At 65.9% G+C, this 17,805-nt stretch carries 16 protein-coding genes; 8 read left to right on the forward strand and 8 right to left on the reverse strand.

What is annotated here, in order from left to right; translation table 11 throughout:
- Positions 1–2: 2 nt before the first annotated feature.
- The 3 genes from dapE (at position 3) to VGH68_RS29510 (ending at position 3,772) form a co-directional block, all read left to right on the forward strand.
- Entirely contained in the window at positions 3–1,142 is a 1,140-nt protein-coding gene (dapE, locus tag VGH68_RS29500) for a succinyl-diaminopimelate desuccinylase (RefSeq protein ID WP_331607278.1), read from the forward strand.
- Positions 1,143–1,158: 16 nt separating this feature from the next.
- The gene (gene prmB, locus VGH68_RS29505; RefSeq protein ID WP_331607279.1) at positions 1,159–2,043 is read left to right on the forward strand and encodes a 50S ribosomal protein L3 N(5)-glutamine methyltransferase; all 885 of its coding nucleotides are present in this window, start codon (positions 1,159–1,161) and stop codon (positions 2,041–2,043) included.
- Positions 2,044–2,206: 163 nt separating this feature from the next.
- Complete coding sequence (locus VGH68_RS29510; protein ID WP_331607280.1) at positions 2,207–3,772, forward strand: cardiolipin synthase; 1,566 nt, start codon at positions 2,207–2,209, stop codon at positions 3,770–3,772.
- A gap of 45 nt (positions 3,773–3,817) precedes the next feature.
- Here VGH68_RS29510 and VGH68_RS29515 read toward each other — a convergent pair whose 3' ends face one another.
- Complete coding sequence (locus VGH68_RS29515) at positions 3,818–4,297, reverse strand: glutathione peroxidase (RefSeq protein WP_331607281.1); 480 nt, start codon at positions 4,295–4,297, stop codon at positions 3,818–3,820.
- A 168-nt stretch (positions 4,298–4,465) separates the two neighbouring features.
- Here VGH68_RS29515 and VGH68_RS29520 point away from each other — a divergent pair, with 168 nt between their 5' ends.
- Both VGH68_RS29520 and VGH68_RS29525 read left to right on the forward strand, forming a co-directional pair.
- Entirely contained in the window at positions 4,466–6,418 is a 1,953-nt protein-coding gene (locus VGH68_RS29520; RefSeq protein WP_331607282.1) for an ATP-binding cassette domain-containing protein, read from the forward strand.
- Positions 6,419–6,546: 128 nt separating this feature from the next.
- A complete protein-coding gene (locus VGH68_RS29525) occupies positions 6,547–7,629 on the forward strand; it encodes a CaiB/BaiF CoA-transferase family protein (protein WP_331607295.1) in 1,083 nt (360 codons plus the stop codon).
- A 256-nt stretch (positions 7,630–7,885) separates the two neighbouring features.
- Here VGH68_RS29525 and VGH68_RS29530 read toward each other — a convergent pair whose 3' ends face one another.
- From VGH68_RS29530 to alr, 3 genes are all read right to left on the reverse strand, one after another.
- Positions 7,886–8,164: a DUF2866 domain-containing protein gene (locus tag VGH68_RS29530; RefSeq protein ID WP_331607283.1), complete on the reverse strand. Its 279-nt coding sequence runs from the start codon at positions 8,162–8,164 to the stop codon at positions 7,886–7,888.
- Positions 8,165–8,335: 171 nt separating this feature from the next.
- Entirely contained in the window at positions 8,336–9,712 is a 1,377-nt protein-coding gene (gene radA / locus VGH68_RS29535) for a DNA repair protein RadA (RefSeq protein WP_331607284.1), read from the reverse strand.
- 3 nt (positions 9,713–9,715) lie between these two features.
- Positions 9,716–10,786: an alanine racemase gene (alr, locus tag VGH68_RS29540; protein ID WP_331607285.1), complete on the reverse strand. Its 1,071-nt coding sequence runs from the start codon at positions 10,784–10,786 to the stop codon at positions 9,716–9,718.
- A 218-nt stretch (positions 10,787–11,004) separates the two neighbouring features.
- Between alr and lplT the strand changes: the two genes are divergently transcribed.
- Both lplT and thiD read left to right on the forward strand, forming a co-directional pair.
- Entirely contained in the window at positions 11,005–12,312 is a 1,308-nt protein-coding gene (lplT, locus tag VGH68_RS29545; RefSeq protein ID WP_331607286.1) for a lysophospholipid transporter LplT, read from the forward strand.
- Between the two features lie 80 nt (positions 12,313–12,392).
- A complete protein-coding gene (thiD, locus tag VGH68_RS29550) occupies positions 12,393–13,199 on the forward strand; it encodes a bifunctional hydroxymethylpyrimidine kinase/phosphomethylpyrimidine kinase (RefSeq protein WP_331607287.1) in 807 nt (268 codons plus the stop codon).
- Positions 13,200–13,261: 62 nt separating this feature from the next.
- Here thiD and VGH68_RS29555 read toward each other — a convergent pair whose 3' ends face one another.
- The 4 genes from VGH68_RS29555 to tsaB all read right to left on the reverse strand — a co-directional run bounded on the left by VGH68_RS29555 (position 13,262) and on the right by tsaB (position 16,692).
- On the reverse strand, positions 13,262–14,212 hold the full coding sequence (locus tag VGH68_RS29555) for a DUF1853 family protein (RefSeq protein WP_331607296.1): 951 nt from the start codon (positions 14,210–14,212) through the stop codon (positions 13,262–13,264).
- A 155-nt stretch (positions 14,213–14,367) separates the two neighbouring features.
- Entirely contained in the window at positions 14,368–15,399 is a 1,032-nt protein-coding gene (locus VGH68_RS29560; RefSeq protein ID WP_331607289.1) for a uracil-DNA glycosylase, read from the reverse strand.
- Positions 15,386–15,880 (reverse strand): ribosomal protein S18-alanine N-acetyltransferase, encoded by a 495-nt coding sequence (gene rimI, locus VGH68_RS29565; protein ID WP_331607290.1) that lies wholly within the window; start codon positions 15,878–15,880, stop codon positions 15,386–15,388. Before rimI ends, VGH68_RS29560 begins: the two co-directional genes overlap by 14 nt.
- A complete protein-coding gene (gene tsaB, locus VGH68_RS29570; RefSeq protein WP_331607292.1) occupies positions 15,877–16,692 on the reverse strand; it encodes a tRNA (adenosine(37)-N6)-threonylcarbamoyltransferase complex dimerization subunit type 1 TsaB in 816 nt (271 codons plus the stop codon). The genes rimI and tsaB overlap by 4 nt, the downstream gene beginning before the upstream one ends.
- Positions 16,693–16,881: 189 nt before the next feature.
- Between tsaB and VGH68_RS29575 the strand changes: the two genes are divergently transcribed.
- The gene (locus VGH68_RS29575) at positions 16,882–17,151 is read left to right on the forward strand and encodes an acyl-CoA-binding protein (protein WP_331607293.1); all 270 of its coding nucleotides are present in this window, start codon (positions 16,882–16,884) and stop codon (positions 17,149–17,151) included.
- Positions 17,152–17,805: the final 654 nt, after the last annotated feature.

Below are 17,805 nucleotides of genomic sequence, written 5' to 3' on the forward strand. Positions count from 1 at the left end.
CCATGTCCGGCACCCTCGCCCTTACCGAACAACTGATCGCGCGTGCTTCCGTCACGCCCGACGACCAGCATTGCCAGCGTCTGCTGATCGAACGCCTGGCCGCGCTCGGCTTCGAGCACGAGACGATCGAATCCAACGGCGTGACCAACCTGTGGGCCGTCAAGCGCGGCGTCGACGGCACGCACGGCAAGCTGCTCGCGTTCGCCGGCCACACCGACGTGGTGCCGACCGGCCCGCTCGAACAGTGGCGTTCCGCGCCGTTCGTGCCGACTCACCGCGACGGCAAGCTGTACGGCCGCGGCGCGGCCGACATGAAGGCGTCGATCGCCGGCTTCGTCGTCGCCAGCGAGGAATTCGTCGCCGCGCACCCGGCGCACCGCGGCTCGATCGCGTTTCTGATTACGAGCGACGAGGAAGGCCCGGCGACCGACGGCACCGTCAAGGTGGTGGACCTGCTGCGGGGGCGCAACGAGCGGCTCGACTACTGCATCGTCGGCGAGCCGACTTCGAGCCAGCGTTTCGGCGACATGGTCAAGAACGGCCGGCGCGGCTCGATGTCGGGCAAGCTGATCGTCAGGGGTGTGCAGGGGCATATCGCCTATCCGCATCTGGCAAGCAATCCGGTGCATCTGCTCGCGCCGGCGCTGGCCGAGCTCGTCACCGAACGCTGGGACGACGGCAACGACTACTTCCCGCCGACCACCTGGCAGGTATCGAACCTTCACAGTGGCGCCGGTGCGACCAATGTCATCCCCGGCCACGCGGAGGTGATGTTCAATTTCCGTTTCTCGACGGCAAGCACGGTCGACGGTCTACAACAACGGGTGCATGCGATCCTCGACAAGCACGGTCTCGAATACGATCTGCAATGGACCGTGAGCGGCCTGCCGTTCCTGACGCCACGCGGCGAACTGTCGAACGCGCTCGCGAACGCGATCAAGGACGAAACCGGCGTCGACACCGAACTGTCGACCACCGGTGGCACGTCGGACGGCCGTTTCATCGCGCGCATCTGCGAGCAGGTGATCGAGTTTGGCCCGCTGAACGCGAGCATCCACAAGATCGACGAACATATCGAAGTCGCACACATCGAGCCGTTGAAGAACGTGTATCGCCGTGTGCTCGAACAACTGATTGCCTGAGCGGGGACTATTTGCGATGACGCTTCCGTTTTCCACCGTTCGCGACCTGCTGCGTTTCGCGGTGTCGCGCTTTAACGAGGCCAAGCTGTCGTTCGGCCACGGTTCGGCCAATGCGTACGACGAAGCGGCCTATCTGGTGCTGCACACGCTGCATCTGCCACTCGATTTGCTTGAGCCGTTTCTCGACGCGCGCCTCACCTCCGCCGAAATCGACGCGGTGCTGCGGGTGATCGAGCGGCGCGCCGCCGAACGCGTGCCGGCCGCGTACATCACGCAGGAAGCGTGGATGCACGGCTATCGCTTTTATGTCGACGAACGCGCAATCGTGCCGCGTTCGTTCATCGGCGAGCTGCTGCAGGACGGCCTGCAACCGTACGTCGACGATCCCGAACAGGTCGGCGCGGTGCTCGAGTTGTGCACCGGCTCTGGCTGCCTCGCGATTCTCGCCGCCCAGGCGTTCCCGAACGCGGACATCGACGCGGTCGATCTGTCAGCGCCCGCGCTGCAAGTCGCGACACGCAACGTGGCGGACTATCACCTCGACGAGCGCGTCGCGCTGTTCGAGGGCGATCTGTACGCGCCGCTCGCCGAGCGCCGCTACGACGTGATCATCAGCAATCCGCCGTACGTGAACGCCGCCTCGATGCAGGAACTGCCGGCCGAGTACAAACACGAACCGGCGATGGCGCTCGCGGGCGGCCCGGACGGCATGGACATCGTGCGCCGGATCGTCGCCGACGCGCGCAACTGGCTGACCGACGACGGCGTGCTCGTTGTCGAAATCGGCAACGAGCGCGAGCACGTGGAAGCGGCTTTCGGCGGCCTCGATCTGGTGTGGCTGCCGACCAGCGCCGGCGACGACAACGTGTTCCTGATCCAGGCGAGCGACTTGCCGGTCTGAGTCCAGCGGACAGGTCGTGCGGGTCGCGACCGCAACCGCGCGCGGCGCGAGCGCAAGCGCTAGCCCGACACCGTTGCGCGACGCGTTCGCCTCAGACCAGCACGCCCGTCCCGCGCCCGCGACCGTTCCTCATGCAACGGCTTCGCCAACTGTTTGCGAGCTTATGCAATTCGACCTGCTTCACGTGGGCACGCTGGTTGCCCTTGCGCATATCGTGGGCATTATCGCGGCCGCCCACGCGATCCTGCATACCCGCACCTCGCAAGGCGCGGTTGCGTGGGCGGTGTCGCTGGTCGCGATGCCCTATCTGACGGTGATCCCTTATCTGTTCCTCGGCCGCAGCAAGTTCGCCGGCTATGCGGACGCACGCCGCGTCGAAAATGAACTGCTGCGCACACGCGCGCATCCGCAGATCTGGGACACCCACGCGTCGTCGGCGGGCCTGCCCACGCAGCAGCTCGGCGCACGGCTCGTGCAGTCGCTCACGCGTCTGGGCGGCATGCCGTTCCTGCCGGGCAACGCCGTGCGCACGCTGGTGAACGGCACGGCCACCTTCACGGCGATCTTCGACGCGATCCAGAAAGCGCGGCGCTACGTGATCGTGCAGTTCTTTATCGTGCGCGACGATGCGCTCGGTGACATGCTGAAGGATCTGCTAGTCGCCAAGGCGCAGCAGGGTGTGCGGGTCTACTTCCTGTACGACAGCATCGGCTGCTTCGATCTGCCGCATCGCTACGTCGCGGCACTGCGCGCGGCCGGCGTCGAAGTGCATCCTTTCGCGACCAACCGCCGCTTCGTCAACCGTCTGCAACTGAATTTCCGCAATCACCGCAAGATCGTGTCCGTCGATGGAGAGCGTGCGTTTGTCGGCGGCCATAACGTCGGCATCGAATATCTTGGCGCGAAGCCACCGCTGTCGCCATGGCGCGATACCCATATCGAAGTGCGCGGCCCGGCGGTCGAAAGCATCCAGTTCGTGTTTATCGAGGACTGGTACTGGGCGACCCAGCAGTTGCCCGAGTTCGATATGGCGCCCGCCCCGGCGGCCGACCAGGCCGGCCCAGCCGAGCAGGCTGACCCGGCCGGTCTGCCCGACCTGCCCGATCTGCGGAGTCTGCCGGGTCTGCCCGATCTGGCCGCTGCTCCGCCCGAGCCGACTGACGAGACCGGCGCCGCGGGCACCATGCACTGCCTCGTCGTGCCGAGCGGCCCGGCCGACAAGCAGGAAACCTGCTCGTTGTTCTTCGTCGAAGCGATCAACGCGGCGCGCGAGCGCATCTGGATCACGACGCCGTACCTGGTGCCCGATGAAGCGGTGTTCGCCGCGCTACGGCTCGCGGTGCTGCGCGGCGTCGATGTGCGGATCCTGATTCCGAGCCGGCGCGATCACGTGGTCGTGTTCGCCGCGTCGAAGCTGTATGCGTACGACTCGCTGCGCGCGGGTATCCGTGTCTTCCGCTACCAGCCCGGCTTTTTGCATCAGAAGGTGGTGCTGATCGACAGCGCGGCGGCGGCCATCGGCAGCGCCAATCTCGACAACCGCTCGTTTCGGCTCAACTTCGAAATCATGGTGCTGACCGTGGACCACGGCTTTGCGCTCGAAGTGGAAGCGATGCTGCTCAACGATTTCGCCGAGTCACGTGAGATAGACCGTCGCGAGTATCGCAATGCGCGCGCGTGGCGACGCGTGCTGATGCATGTCGCGCGGCTTTTCTCACCGATCCTGTGAGCGCGACAGCAGCGTTGCGCGAGGTCGGCCGGCGCATACGCCGGCTTACAGCAACGCTTCGATGTCCGCGTTGATCGCCTCCGGCTTGGTCAGCGGCGCGTAGCGTTTGACGACGTTGCCGTCGCGGCCGATCAGGAACTTCGTGAAGTTCCACTTGATCGCCTCCAGGCCGAGCAAGCCCGGCGCCTCGCCGGTCAGATAGCGAAACAGCGGATGCGCGTTCGGGCCGTTCACATCGACCTTGTCGAACATCGGGAAGCTCACGCCATAGTTCTTTTCGCAGAACGCGCCGATCTGCGCGGCGTCGCCCGGCTCCTGCTTGCCGAACTGGTTGCACGGAAAACCGAGCACCTCCAGTCCGCGCGCCGCGTACGACTCGTAGAGCTTCTGCAGGCCCGCGTACTGCGGCGTGAATCCGCATTCGCTCGCGGTGTTGACGATCAGCAAAACCTTCCCTTGATACTGCGCGAGACTCGCTTCCTCGCCGCCGAGCGTGCGCGCCGAATACGAATAGATCGATGTCATGTACCCTCCCCGTCAAAGCCATCAGTCTATGCCAAAAGCCTCGCCGATACAGTCGGCCGGATGGCCGATCGCGGGCCGGCGCGAGATGAGATCAGCGGTAACCGGAGTGTTCCACGCGGCGGCGCGCACGGCAGTCTAAAATAGCGCTTTTCTTCAGCCGGGCCGGTCGTGATCCGCTTCAATCAGTTCAGCCTCGCGCGCGGCACCAAGCCGCTTTTCGACAACGCCACGTTCAGCCTGAACCCCGGTGAAAAAGCCGGCCTCGTCGGCGCCAACGGCGCGGGCAAGTCGACGCTGTTCGCCGTGCTGCTCGGTGAGCTGCACGCCGACGGCGGCGATTTCTCGATTCCACCGACCTGGCGCATCGCCCACGTCGCGCAGGAAACTCCAGCCGTCGACAAAACCGCCCTCGCCTATACGCTCGACGGCGATGCCGCGCTGCGCGACATCGAAGCGCGCATCGCCGCCGCCTCGGCCGCGCACGACGGCGCCGCCGAAGCCGAAGCACACGCGGCGTTCGCGGACGCCGACGGCTATACCGCGCCGGCGCGCGCCGAGGCGCTGCTGCTTGGCTTGGGCTTCACGCTCGAACAGACCCGCGAGCCGGTCAGCAGCTTCTCCGGCGGCTGGCGCATGCGCCTGAATCTCGCGCAGGCGCTGATGTGCCGCTCCGATCTGCTGCTGCTCGACGAACCGACCAACCACCTCGACCTCGACGCGATCGTCTGGCTCGAGGACTGGCTGCATCGCTACGCAGGCACGCTGATCGTGATCTCGCACGATCGCGAATTTCTCGATTCGGTCTGCAACGTCACGCTGCATCTCGAACAGCAGCAGATCAAGCGCTACGGCGGCAACTACTCGCAATTCGAAGTGCTGCGCGCGCAGCAGATCGCGCTACAGCAAAGCGCGTACGAGAAGCAGCAGCGCACGGTCGCGCATCTGCAAAGCTATATCAACCGCTTCAAGGCCCAAGCCACCAAGGCGCGCCAGGCGCAAAGCCGCGTCAAGGCGCTCGAAAAGATGGAGCTGATCGCGCCCGCGCACGCGGCGTCGCCGTTCACGTTCGAGTTCCGCACGCCCGATTCGGCGCCCAATCCGATGATGGTGATGGAGGACGTGCGCTGCGGCTATCGCGCGGAAGACGGCAGCGAGATTCCGATCGTCGAACGCGTGATGCTATCGATCCAGAACGGCCAGCGCATCGGTCTGCTCGGCGCGAACGGTCAGGGCAAGTCGACGCTGATCAAGACGCTCGCCGGCACACTGCAAGCGCTGAGCGGCCACGTGCGCGAGGGCAAGGGTCTGCGTATCGGCTACTTCGCGCAGCACCAGCTCGAAACGCTGCGCGCGGACGACACGCCGCTGCAGCATCTCGCGCGCCTCGCTCCGGATACACGCGAGCAGGAGCTGCGCGACTTCCTCGGCAGCTTCAACTTCTCCGGCGACATGGCGACCGCCAAGATCGCGCCGTTCTCCGGCGGCGAAAAAGCGCGCCTCGCGCTCGCGCTGATCATCTGGCAAAAGCCGAACCTGCTACTGCTCGACGAACCGACCAATCACCTCGACCTCGAAACCCGTCACGCGCTGACGATGGCGCTCGCCCAATTCGAAGGCACGCTGATCCTCGTGTCGCACGACCGCCATCTGCTGCGCGCGACGACCGATCAGTTCATGCTCGTCGCGAAGCATCGTCTGCAGGAGTTCGACGGCGATCTCGACGACTACCGCGACTGGCTGCTACAGCACGCGGCCGAGCAGCGCGCGGCGCTGAAGGCCGGCGCGTCGGCCGCGGCAGGGGCCGCTAATGGCGCGGGCAACGCCGACAACGGCGTCAATCGCAAGGAGCAGCGCCGCCTCGAAGCGGAAACGCGTCAGAAGCTCGCGCATCTGAAAAAACCGCTGCAAAGCCGCATCGCGAAGATCGAAAAGGAAATGGACGGGCTCAACGCGGAAAAAGCGACGCTCGATGCGTTCGTCGCCGATCCGGCCAGTTACGAACCCGAGCAGAAGAGCAAACTGACGGAGGCGATCCGCCGTCAGGCAGACGTGCACGCGCGCCTCGACACGCTCGAAGCCGAATGGCTCGAAACGCACGAGGAACTGGAACAGATCGGGTAGCGGCACCTGGCGACACGCTATGGGCGGGCCGCGCCGGCATCCACGGGAGCTTGGCTTTGTCATTTGCGAACTCATCGTCCGAGACATCGGCGGCGCAGGCGCTCGCTGCCACGCCCGCGCCGCCCCCATTGCAAGGGTTGCGCGTGCTCGACCTCACGCGTCTGCTGCCAGGCCCGGTCGCCGCGCTGCGCCTCGCCGAGCTCGGCGCCGACGTGCTGAAAATCGAAGCGCCCGGCGCGGGCGACCCGACGCGCACGATGATGCAGTCGTCGAGCGACCGCGTCGCGGGCCGGCCCGGCGCGTTCTACCGGATGGTCAATCGCGGCAAGCGCGAGACGCGCCTCGACCTCAAATCGCACGCGGGACGCAACGTGCTGCGCGCGCTCGCGGCCGAAGCGGACGTGCTGATCGAGAGCTTCCGGCCCGGCGTGATGGAGCGGCTCGGCCTCGGCTACGACTCGTTGCGCGACGCGAATCCGCGGCTCGTCTATTGTGCGATCAGCGGCTATGGCGCGAGCGGCCCATTCGCGGATCATGCCGGCCACGATCTGAACTACATCGGCTACGCGGGTGTGCTCGACCAACTGGCGGGTCGCGATGGCGCGCCGATTCTGCCCAACTTCCAGATCGCCGATCTGCTCGGTGGCGCGCTCACCGCCGTCACGCAGATCCTTGCCGCGCTGTGGCACGTCGCGCGCGGCGGCGAAGGCCGCTTCGTCGACGTATCGATGACGCACGCCAGCTACGCGCACAACGTCGTCGCGCAGGTCGCGCTCGCCAACGACGGCGCCGCGCCGGCCGCCGGCGCCGGCCTGCTCAATGGCGGCGTGCCCTGCTACAACCTGTATCGCACGAGCGACGGCCGCTGGCTCGCGGTCGGGGCGCTCGAACTGAAATTCTGGGAAACGCTGTGCATGGCGCTCGATCGGCCCGAGTGGGCGACGCGTCATTGGAGTCTCGGTCAGGCGATCGGCGGCCCGGACGCGGTGGCGTTGATTCAGGAGCTGGCCAGCGTGATCGGCACACGTACGCTCGACGAATGGCTGCAGGCGCTCGAGTCGCTCGACTGCTGCGTGTCGCCAGTGCTGACGCCGGCCGAGGCCGCGCGGCATCCGCTGTTCGATCCGCACGCCTCTGCGGCGGCGAATGAGCGCGCGGACGAAACTCACGACGGTATGAACAGCAGCAGCATCAAACGCCAGGTCGATTGACGCGAACGGCGAAGCCGTAGCCACGCCGGAGGCGAAGCGGAAGCCAACGCGAAGCCGAACGCGAGCCACGAACGAGGCTCGCCGTCGCTTCACGCGCGATTGATTAAAAACGGCGGGAGAAATACGGCGACATCGGGCCGCCGTCGCCAGGCAGAAAAGCCGGCGAATAAGACAAGGGCCAAACACCGGCCGCCAACGGATGAACACGAATCACAGCAGGCGCGGCGCAACAGCAAACAGCCGACCGCTGCCGGGCTTAACGCCGCGCCACCGTCTGTCTTGGCAGAGTCTGGCGCGGCGATGTTTCGTCGTCGTACAGCAGATGCTTGCGGCCTTCCACATGGCGGCTGATCGTGGCGCGCACCTCGGCGGCGGTCACATCTTCTGCTACCACCCGCCGCGATATCTGCCCGGCCGTGTCGATCCATTCGACGATCCGGCAGGCGCCGCCCCAAGGCTGGCGAATCGGTGCGGAGACCCGGCAGCCGCGCACGTGGATGGGACGCTCGGCTGCGGTTTCATGGGCTTGTTTCAAAGCGCGATCCTTTTTCGGGCATCAGAAGGGATGCAATCCCCCGGAGCTTAGGAAAAAGGGTTGGCGGCCAGGTTACAGACAATATGGAGTTATTTACAGCACATTACGGCGTGCAAGGCGGGCGACGTGCACGCTCGGTGCACATCAGCCGAACGCCCCGCTCAGACCCGTCTAGTCGAGTGTGCGAACCCGGTCGATCGCCTGTTCGATCCGTTCGACCGCAATCACCTGTAAGCCTTCGATCGGCTGTTTCGGTGCATTGGCCTTCGGAATCACCGCGACCGAAAAGCCAAGCTTGGCTGCTTCCTTCAGACGCTCCTGACCGCGCGGCGACGGCCGGATCTCGCCGGCGAGTCCGACTTCGCCGAACACGACGAGCCCCTTCGGCAGCGGCTTGTTGCGCATCGACGAATGGATCGCGAGCAACACCGCGAGGTCGGCGGCGGGCTCCGAGATTTTCACCCCGCCCACCGCGTTCAGGAACACGTCCTGATCGAAACAGGCGATGCCTGCGTGCCGGTGCAGCACCGCGAGCAGCATCGCGAGCCGGTTCTGTTCGAGACCGACCGCGAGGCGCCGCGGATTCGGCGCATTGGCCGAGTCGACGAGCGCCTGCACCTCGACCAGCAGCGGACGCGTGCCCTCCTGCGTGACCAGCACGCACGACCCCGGCACCGACTGCTCGTGCTGCGACAGAAACAGTGCCGACGGATTCGCGACGCCGCGCAATCCGCGCTCGGTCATCGCGAATACGCCGAGTTCGTTGACCGCGCCGAAGCGGTTCTTGATCGCACGCACGAGGCGATACGACGAGTGCGTGTCGCCCTCGAAGTACAGCACCGTATCGACGATATGTTCGAGCACGCGCGGACCGGCAAGCGCGCCTTCTTTCGTCACGTGACCGACCATGATGATCGTCGTGCCCGATTGCTTAGCGATGCGTGTCAACTGCGCCGCGCACTCGCGTACCTGCGCGACCGAGCCGGGCGCCGAAGTGAGCGCGTCGGAATAGACGGTCTGGATCGAGTCGATCACCGCGACGTCGGGGCGCTGCTCGGCGAGCGTCGCCTGGATTTTTTCGAGCTGGATTTCCGCGAGCAATTGCAGCTCGCTCGCCTTCGAACCGGGTTCGAGCAACGACAGCCGTTGCGCGCGCAACGCGATCTGCGCGCCCGACTCCTCGCCGCTGATATAGAGCGCGCGTTTGTCCGCGGCAATTTCCGCGAGCGATTGCAATAGCAGCGTCGATTTGCCGATACCCGGATCGCCGCCGATCAGCACCACGCCGCCCGGCACGAGACCGCCCCCGAGCACCCGATCGAATTCGCTGACGCCGGTGGAAAAGCGCGGCACATCCGACGCTTCGATCTCGGCGAGGCGCAGCACCGGCGTGCTCTTCGCGAGCGACTGGAAACGATGGGTGGACGGTCCCTCGGCAACCGATTCGACCAGCGTATTCCACGCCTGGCACGACGGGCATTGACCGGACCACTTCGGCGACTGCCCGCCGCATTCGCTGCAAACGTACATCGTCTTCGCTTTCGCCACGCGTTACTCCGCGCGGACCGGCACGCGCTGCGCGACCGCGCACATCAGCTCGTAGCCGATCGTGCCGCAGGCCTGCGCGACGTCGTCGATGGGTAGCGTGTTGCCCCACAGTTCGACGCGCGAGCCGACATTGGCGGTGGGCACCGGCGTGAGGTCGACGGTCAGCATGTCCATCGACACGCGTCCGACGATCCGCGCGCATACGCCGTCGACGATCACCGGCGTGCCCTCCGGCGCGTTGCGCGGATAGCCGTCCGCGTAACCGCACGCGACCACGCCGCTGCGCATCGGCCCGCGCGCGGTAAACGACGAACCGTAGCCGACCGTGCTGCCTTCGTTGAGCGTTTGCACCGCGATCAGCTCGGACGCGAGCGTCATCGCCGGTTGCAGGCCCGTGCCGTCGATCGCGGCGGTGACGCCTGACGGCGACGCCCCGTACAGCATGATGCCGGGGCGCACCCAGTCGAAGTGCGCGTCAGGATGCCATAGCGTCGCCGCCGAATTGGCGAGACTGCGCGCACCGGCAATGCCGTGCGCGCCACGCTCGAACGCTTCCATCTGGTAGGCGATCCCGCGTTCGCCGTCGGCATCGGAGAAATGGGTCATCAAGGTGATCTGGCCAACGCCCTGGCACGCGCGCGCGCGCTCCCATGCGGCGCGGAATTTCTCGGCCGTATAGCCGAGCCGGTTCATGCCGGAGTTCATCTTCAACTGGATATTGACCGGTTTGGACAGGCGCGCCATTTCGAGCATGCGCAACTGCTCGTCCGAATGCAGCGCGGTGGTCAGGCTGTAGCGGTCGATCACGTCGATATCGGTCGGACGAAAAAAGCCTTCCAGCAGAAGAATCGGACCCGCCCAGCCCAATTCACGCAACTTCACCGCTTCTTCCAGGTCCAGCAACCCAAAGCCGTCGGTTGCGCGCAGACCAGGAAACGCTCGCGCGAGCCCATGCCCGTACGCGTTGGCCTTGACGACGGCCCAGATTTTGGACTTCGGTGCATAACGCCGGGCGACGGCAAGATTATTGGCGAGAGCGGCGGTATGAATCGTGGCTGAGAGGGGGCGAGGCATGAGAGTTTTTCGTAAAGACACTTGCGAATCAGCGGCTTACAGGGCGTTTTCAGCGCTGTGCGGCCCACTGGGCGGTGCGATCAAGGATTCTGCTAGTCCGAATGCAGCTATTTTCATGATATAAAGCCGTGCGCACAACCCATTTCGATCGGCATAAGCCCGGACTGATGACAAACGGCCGGGGCGGACGGACCGCAGCGAGGACAGCATCGCATCAGATGAAAAAAGGTTTTTACACCATCATGGCCGCGCAGTTTTTTTCGTCGCTGGCCGACAATGCGCTTCTGATCGCTGCTATCGCACTGCTGAAAGATCTCCACGCTCCAAACTGGATGACGCCGCTGCTCAAGCTGTTCTTTGTGCTGTCGTACGTCGTTCTTGCCGCCTTCGTCGGCGCCTTCGCCGACTCCCGTCCGAAAGGACGCGTGATGTTCATCACCAATACCATCAAGGTCGCCGGCTGTCTGACGATGCTGGTCGGCGCGCACCCGCTGCTCGCGTATGGCATCGTCGGCTTTGGCGCGGCGGCCTACTCGCCCGCCAAGTACGGCATTCTGACCGAACTGCTGCCGCCTGACCGGCTCGTCGCCGCGAACGGCTGGATCGAGGGCACCACGGTCGGCTCGATCATTCTCGGCACCGTGCTCGGCGGCGCGCTGATCAGCCCGCATATCGCCGCGCCGATCCTCAAGCTGCATATCCCCACCGTCAATACACCGGCCGAAGCCGCGATGCTCGTGATCATGGCTATCTACGTGATCGCCGCGCTGTTCAATCTGCGCATTCCGGACACCGGCGCGCGCTATCCGAGACAGGAGCACGGGCCGATCCGCCTGATCACCGATTTTGCCGACTGCTTTCTCGTCCTGTGGCGCGACAAGCTCGGCCAGATTTCGCTCGCGGTGACAACGCTGTTTTGGGGCGCGGGCGCGACGCTGCAATTCATCGTGTTGAAATGGGCCGAGGTGTCGCTCGGCATGTCGCTCTCCGAGGCGGCGATCCTGCAGGCGGTGGTCGCCGTCGGCGTAGCGGGCGGCGCGATCTTAGCGGCCTCGCGCGTGCCGCTGAAAAAGTCGTTATCGGTGCTGCCGGTCGGCATCATGATGGGCATCGCGGTGATGCTGATGGCGTTCTACACACGCGACCTGTTCCCCGCGCACTGGGGCCTCTATTTCGGCCGCATGCACGTGTCCGGTTATCTGGTGTTCGCGTATCTCTTCCTGATGGTCGTGGGCGGACTGTCGGGGTTTTTCGTCGTGCCGATGAACGCGCTGCTGCAGCATCGCGGGCACGTGCTGCTCTCGGCGGGACATTCGATCGCCGTGCAGAACTTCAACGAAAATCTGTCGGTGCTCGTGATGCTCTGCCTGTACGCGGTGCTCGTGTGGCTCGACGTGCCGGTCACCGCGGTAATCGTGCTGTTCGGGACCTTCGTGTGCCTGATGATGTGGCTCGTGATTCGGCGCCATCAGGCGAACCAGCGTGCGTTCGACTCGGTCTCGCTGATCGGCGAAGCCAGGCACTGAGCCGCAGTGAACCGGCGGGCCGCGTCACTCACACGCCAGCGCGCGATCAACTCGCGCGCGCCCTTCTTCTTCGCTTGACCATGACCCAACCGATTCCCAATGTGCTAACGATCGCCGGTTCCGATTCCGGCGGCGGCGCCGGCATTCAGGCCGACCTGAAGGTTTTCTCCGCGCTCGGCGCCTATGGCGCGAGCGTGATCACCGCGCTGACCGCGCAGAACACGCGCGGCGTAACGGCGATTCACGCGCCGGACGCGGGCTTCATCACCGCGCAGCTCGACGCGGTGTTCGACGATATCCGCATCGACGCGGTGAAGATCGGCATGCTCGCCAATGCGCCGATCGCACGCGCGGTCGCCGATGCGTTGCGCCGCCATAAGCCGAAGCACATCGTGCTCGACACCGTGATGATCTCGAAGAGCAATCACGCGCTGCTGCTACCCGATGCGGTCGCCGCGGTGCGCGACGAATTGCTGCCGCTAGCCGATCTGCTGACGCCGAATCTGCCAGAAGCAGCGGCGCTGCTCGGCATGCAGCCGGCGACCGACGAAGCGGCCATGGTCGAACAGGGCGAGGCGCTGCGCGCGCTCGGCGCACGCGCGGTGCTGATGAAAGGCGGTCATCTGAGCGCGGTCGACAGCCCCGACTGGCTCGTGCGGGACAACGGCACGCTGCGTCTGGGCGGGCCGCGTGTGCCCGTGAAAAATACGCACGGCACGGGCTGCTCGCTGTCGTCGGCGATTGCGGCGCTGCTGCCCCAGCGCGACGATCTGGCGAGCGCGGTCGCGGATGCGAAGGTCTATCTGACCGGCGCGCTGCAGGCAAGCGAGCGGCTCCAGGTCGGCAGTGGGGTGGGCCCCGTGCATCATTTTTATCGCTGGTGGTGACGGCAAGACCGGCGCTTCGCCGCTGGAATCACTGCCGGCTTCGCCGGCGTTCCGGCACCGCGTTATTGCTTCGCGTAGCGCGTTGCCTGCTCGGGCCATTCGTCAGGGACGATAAAGCCCCGCGAGCGCTCGATCAGATCGCCCGCGTTGTCTTCGACGAACGCGGCAACCATCACCGGTCCAGGCTGGTTTGACGTCTGTGCGGCCAACGCGAGTGCGTCGACGTACGATGCCTCCGCTGCCGCGGATTGCTCGCGCCGCGTCGTCAGTCGCGGCGCAAGCCATTCGAGCCGCGGCAACGCGCGCCACCTGCGCGCATGCGCAAGCGCGAAAGCCGGCCACTCGCGACGCGTCACCCACCAGCCGCGGCCATGTGCCGGGTCGAGTTCGAGCGCATCCGCCCGCGGCGCGCCAGCCCGATAGAACAGCCAGCCTTTGACGAACATCCGCGGCGTCCACGGCCCCGCATAGCCGGTCGACGCAAATTCTTCGCGCGCGCTCAGCGGCAACTGATGATCGAGCAGATGCGCGAGCTTGAGATCGAAGCGGTCTTTCAGATTGGGACCGACGTAATCGGCGAGACGCGCGGGCGGTGAGTCTTCCGCGTTGCGCGTATCGCCTCCCCTGCCCGCGTGCAGATAGCACTTCACCGCAAGCTCCCAATGCAGCCGCACGCCCTGTCGGCTCTGCACGAGAAAATCACATTCGCCGAGCGTGACGCCAGCGCGCCGAAGCGCGACACCGGCCGCGATCAGCCGGGCCGCCGGACCGTGCTGCAGGAACCAGCCGAGCAACCGTTCGGCGTAGCGGCCAACACGTGTGATGCGGGTCGCCGCGAGATCGCGATGAAGCGGGCCGGGCGTGGCATCGAGCGCGTATAGCCAGTCGATCGTGGCCTGCAACTCCTGTGCTGTTTCGAACGGATTGGCCAGCGCGCCCAGCGGGAGTTGCGGGCGCAACAGATCGGGGCTCAACAGCAGCCACGCGAGATCGCGAACGGCGGTGTCGCGCAATGGCTCGCGCGCGACGTTGAGTCGGGCACGCGGCGCAACGCTGGATTGCTCATCGAGCTGCGCGCCTGACGGCGCGGCGAGCAGTACAGCGAAAAGCTCGGCGCGGCTGGCCGACACAGCAGCATCATCCGCCGCCGGCGCGTCGTTGAACGTGGTCACTCCGATTCGCTCGACGGCGTACCGCACGCCGCCAGCCACGTATCGCGTGCGAGACACAGGTCCGCCCAGGCCTTCGCCTTGTCGGGCAGGCTGCGCAGCAGATACGCCGGGTGATAGGTGACGATCACGGGCACCCCCTCGTACGAATGCACGCGAGCGCGCAGCGATGAAATGCTGGCCTCGGTCTTCAACAGACTTTGCGCGGCAAACCGGCCGAGCGCGACGATCAGCTTCGGCTTGACGAGCGCCACCTGGCGCTGCAGGTACGGCTCGCAGCGCGCGACCTCGTCCGGCTGCGGATTGCGGTTGCCAGGCGGCCGGCACTTGAGCACGTTCGCAATATAGACATTCGTGCCGCGTGCAAGCGCGAGCGAATGCAGCATGTTGTCGAGCAGCTTGCCGGCCGGCCCGACGAACGGCTCGCCCTGGCGGTCCTCGTTCTCGCCGGGCGCCTCGCCGATGAGCATCCAGTCGGCGTCGCGATCGCCGACGCCGAATACCGTGTTCGTGCGTTTCTCGCACAGCCGGCACAACTCGCACGAGGCGACGCGCTCGCCGAGCGCGTCCCAGTCGAGCGTATGGATCGCCGGCAGCGCGGGCGCATCGTCGCGCGCTTCGGCGGGCGCTGGCGCGCTCGCAGCCGGGTCGTCGAACCACGCGAAGCCGTCGTCGGGCGAAACCTCGAAATCTGGCGATTCGGAGGATGGCTGCGGTTGTGGCGATGCGTGTTGCGGCCGCGCGTCGTCTTCGTATGACCGCGCCGGTTCGCGTTGCAGCTGCGGCTCGCGTGTGTCGGCGGGCGCGCGCATCGATTCGCGCGCGGCCGGCATCGCGGTTTCCATACGCTCGATGCGGGCAACGGCGTCGCTCGCTTCGGCAGGCGCGTCAGGCCGTGTGTGGCCGCTCGCCGATGCCGCGGCCTCCTGCGCAGCCCCCGCATCTCCCGCTACGTCGCGCGCCGCGCTTGCGCGACGCACCCACAGCGGCGCGAGTCCGAATTCTTCCAGCATCGATTCATGCAGCGCCATCTGCGCCCTCCGTGGCAAACGAAAAACGCATCACGATAGCGTCCTCCCGGCTGCGATGCCGCGCCGGATAGTAGTTTTTGCGCCGGCCGATCGACGCGAAGCCGAACCGTTCGTATAGCCGGATCGCCCGATGATTCGACGGCCGCACTTCGAGCAGCAGACCTTCGAGCTTTTCGGCGCGCGTGATGCGCACCGCCTCACGCAACAGCGCGAGACCCGCGCCCGCTCCTTGCGCTTGCGGCGTCACGCACAGATTGAGCAGATGCATTTCGTCGACCACCGGCATCAACACGCAGTAGCCGATCAGCGCGCCTGTCACGTGTCGCAGACAGACGCCGAAATAACCGTTGCGCAGCGAGTCGCCGAAATTGCCGCGGCTCCACGGAAACTCATACGCGAGTTTCTCGATGGCGGCGACCTCGTCCAGGTCGCTTTCGGTCATCGGCGACATGTAGCGGTCCGTGAGCAGCACCCCACTCATCGACTCGCCTCATCGCTGGACGTATGTCCGCGCGCGCCGTCTTGTGCATCGTGCGGCGCCTGCGCTGCCCGTGCCGCTTTTTCGGCGACGCGCTCGGCCGTGGTCTGCGCGACCTTGTCGCGCACATAGTCGGGCGCGGCCTGATCGGCGCGCACCGTGCGCCCCGCATGAAACGCGCGCAGCGCCGCGTAAGCGAGCGGCACCGCATGCGGCAGCGCCTCGCCATCGACGTTTCGCGCAGCGGCGCGCGCCGGCAGCCGCTCGCCGAACGCGGCAGCCGCATTGCCGGCCAGCGTGAACGGCACGTCGGGTAACACAAGCCGATCGGGTGCGTCGAGCGACGCGGGTTGGATGGTGCGCCATTCGCGCCGCGCGTCATCCCACGCGTAGTCGGCCCAATAGATCTCGTTCATGCGCGCGTCGAGCGCGGCGAGCACACGGGTGGCCGACGGATCGCGCAGGCGGGCGCTCTCCGCGCATCCGAGCAGCGTGCCGACCGGCACCACCGGCACATTCAGTCCGAACGCGAGGCCCTGAGCGACGCCGGTTGCGGTACGCAGACCCGTGAACGAGCCGGGACCGGAGCCGAACGCGATCGCATCGCAGTCCGCCAGTGCGAGACCGGCTTCGTCGAACAGCTCACGGATCGCGGGAAGCAGGCGCGTGCTGGAAACGGCGCCTGTTTGTTCGTGGCGCAGCCAGATGCGCGGTTCAGCGGATGGTTGACCGGTAGCATCGACGGACGCGGACAGCAGCGCCGCCGAACAGAATTCGGTCGAGGTATCGAGGGCAAGGAGCACTGTTTCAGTCATGGACCGTATTGTAATCGGCGCCGTGCGCGCGGATGGTGGTTCACGGCGGTTTGCGCGGGCGCCTGCGCGCGCTCGCGAGGGCACGCCGTTTGGCGCCGTTTTGGAATAGGCCCTCAGCCCCATCGGGGCGCTGCGTTGTTATGATCTTCGGCCGATCTCATCTGCTCCCGCCTCGCGGGCCAAACGACCATGACCGACATCGACACCCAGTTCGCGCAAGCGCAGCAAGACGTCAAACAACTGCCCGAGCGTCCGGGCAATCTCACGCTGCTGCGGCTCTATGCGCTCTTCAAGCAGGCCAGCGAAGGCGACGTGCGCGGCGACAAGCCCGGCCTCACCGACATCGTCGGCAAATACAAGTACGACGCGTGGGCCGCGCTCAAGGGCACCGAGCAGGACGCCGCCAAGCAGCAATACGTCGAGCTCGTCGAATCGCTGAAGAGCGGCGCCGCGACCTGACATGATTACGCCCGCCCTCTGGCGCAGGCCGGCTGGCGGGCAACGCGGCCGCGGGCCTCGCGGCCACCGGGACGCCACCGCGCGCCGCTTGCCCGCGGCCGCGACGCCCGTGCTCTACTGCATCCGGGCGCTTTTTGCTCCAGGACAGGTCCGAACAAGTGGCGCACTGCAGCAAACCTCTATATAATGCCCGCTGCGCTTCACTGTGTGTGCTTGCTTTCCTGAGCAGTCCACGCGGAGCAGCGTCCGATAGCGTTTGCTCCAATCCAGTTTAGAACCTGTCCCCTTCTGCCTAGCCCCCTACGGGCTCAAGTCCCAGGCTGGCGGCACGCCATAGTGGCATGTCGCGTTCGATACAGCTTCTAACAAAAAGCTCGCCTTCATTGTTGCGAGTTGCCCCCGTTTTTCGATTTGCTCGCTGCTTTTTTGCTCGCTGAATCCGACGACTTGGGTATGCCGATTGGCGTTGACGTTTCATTCGATGAACCCCAGGATCGTTTAAGGATTCACATGACTTTGAGCAACACTCCCAGCAGCCCGTTGGACGCCATCGCCGACGAGGCCCTCGGTCTTGCCCCCGCTGCGAACACCACGCCGGCCGATGCGCCCACGGACGCGGGCCAGCCGAGCTTCGCGTCGCTCGGCCTGTCGCCG

The sequence above is a fragment of the Paraburkholderia sp. genome (assembly GCF_036488505.1).
Lineage (GTDB): Bacteria > Pseudomonadota > Gammaproteobacteria > Burkholderiales > Burkholderiaceae > Paraburkholderia.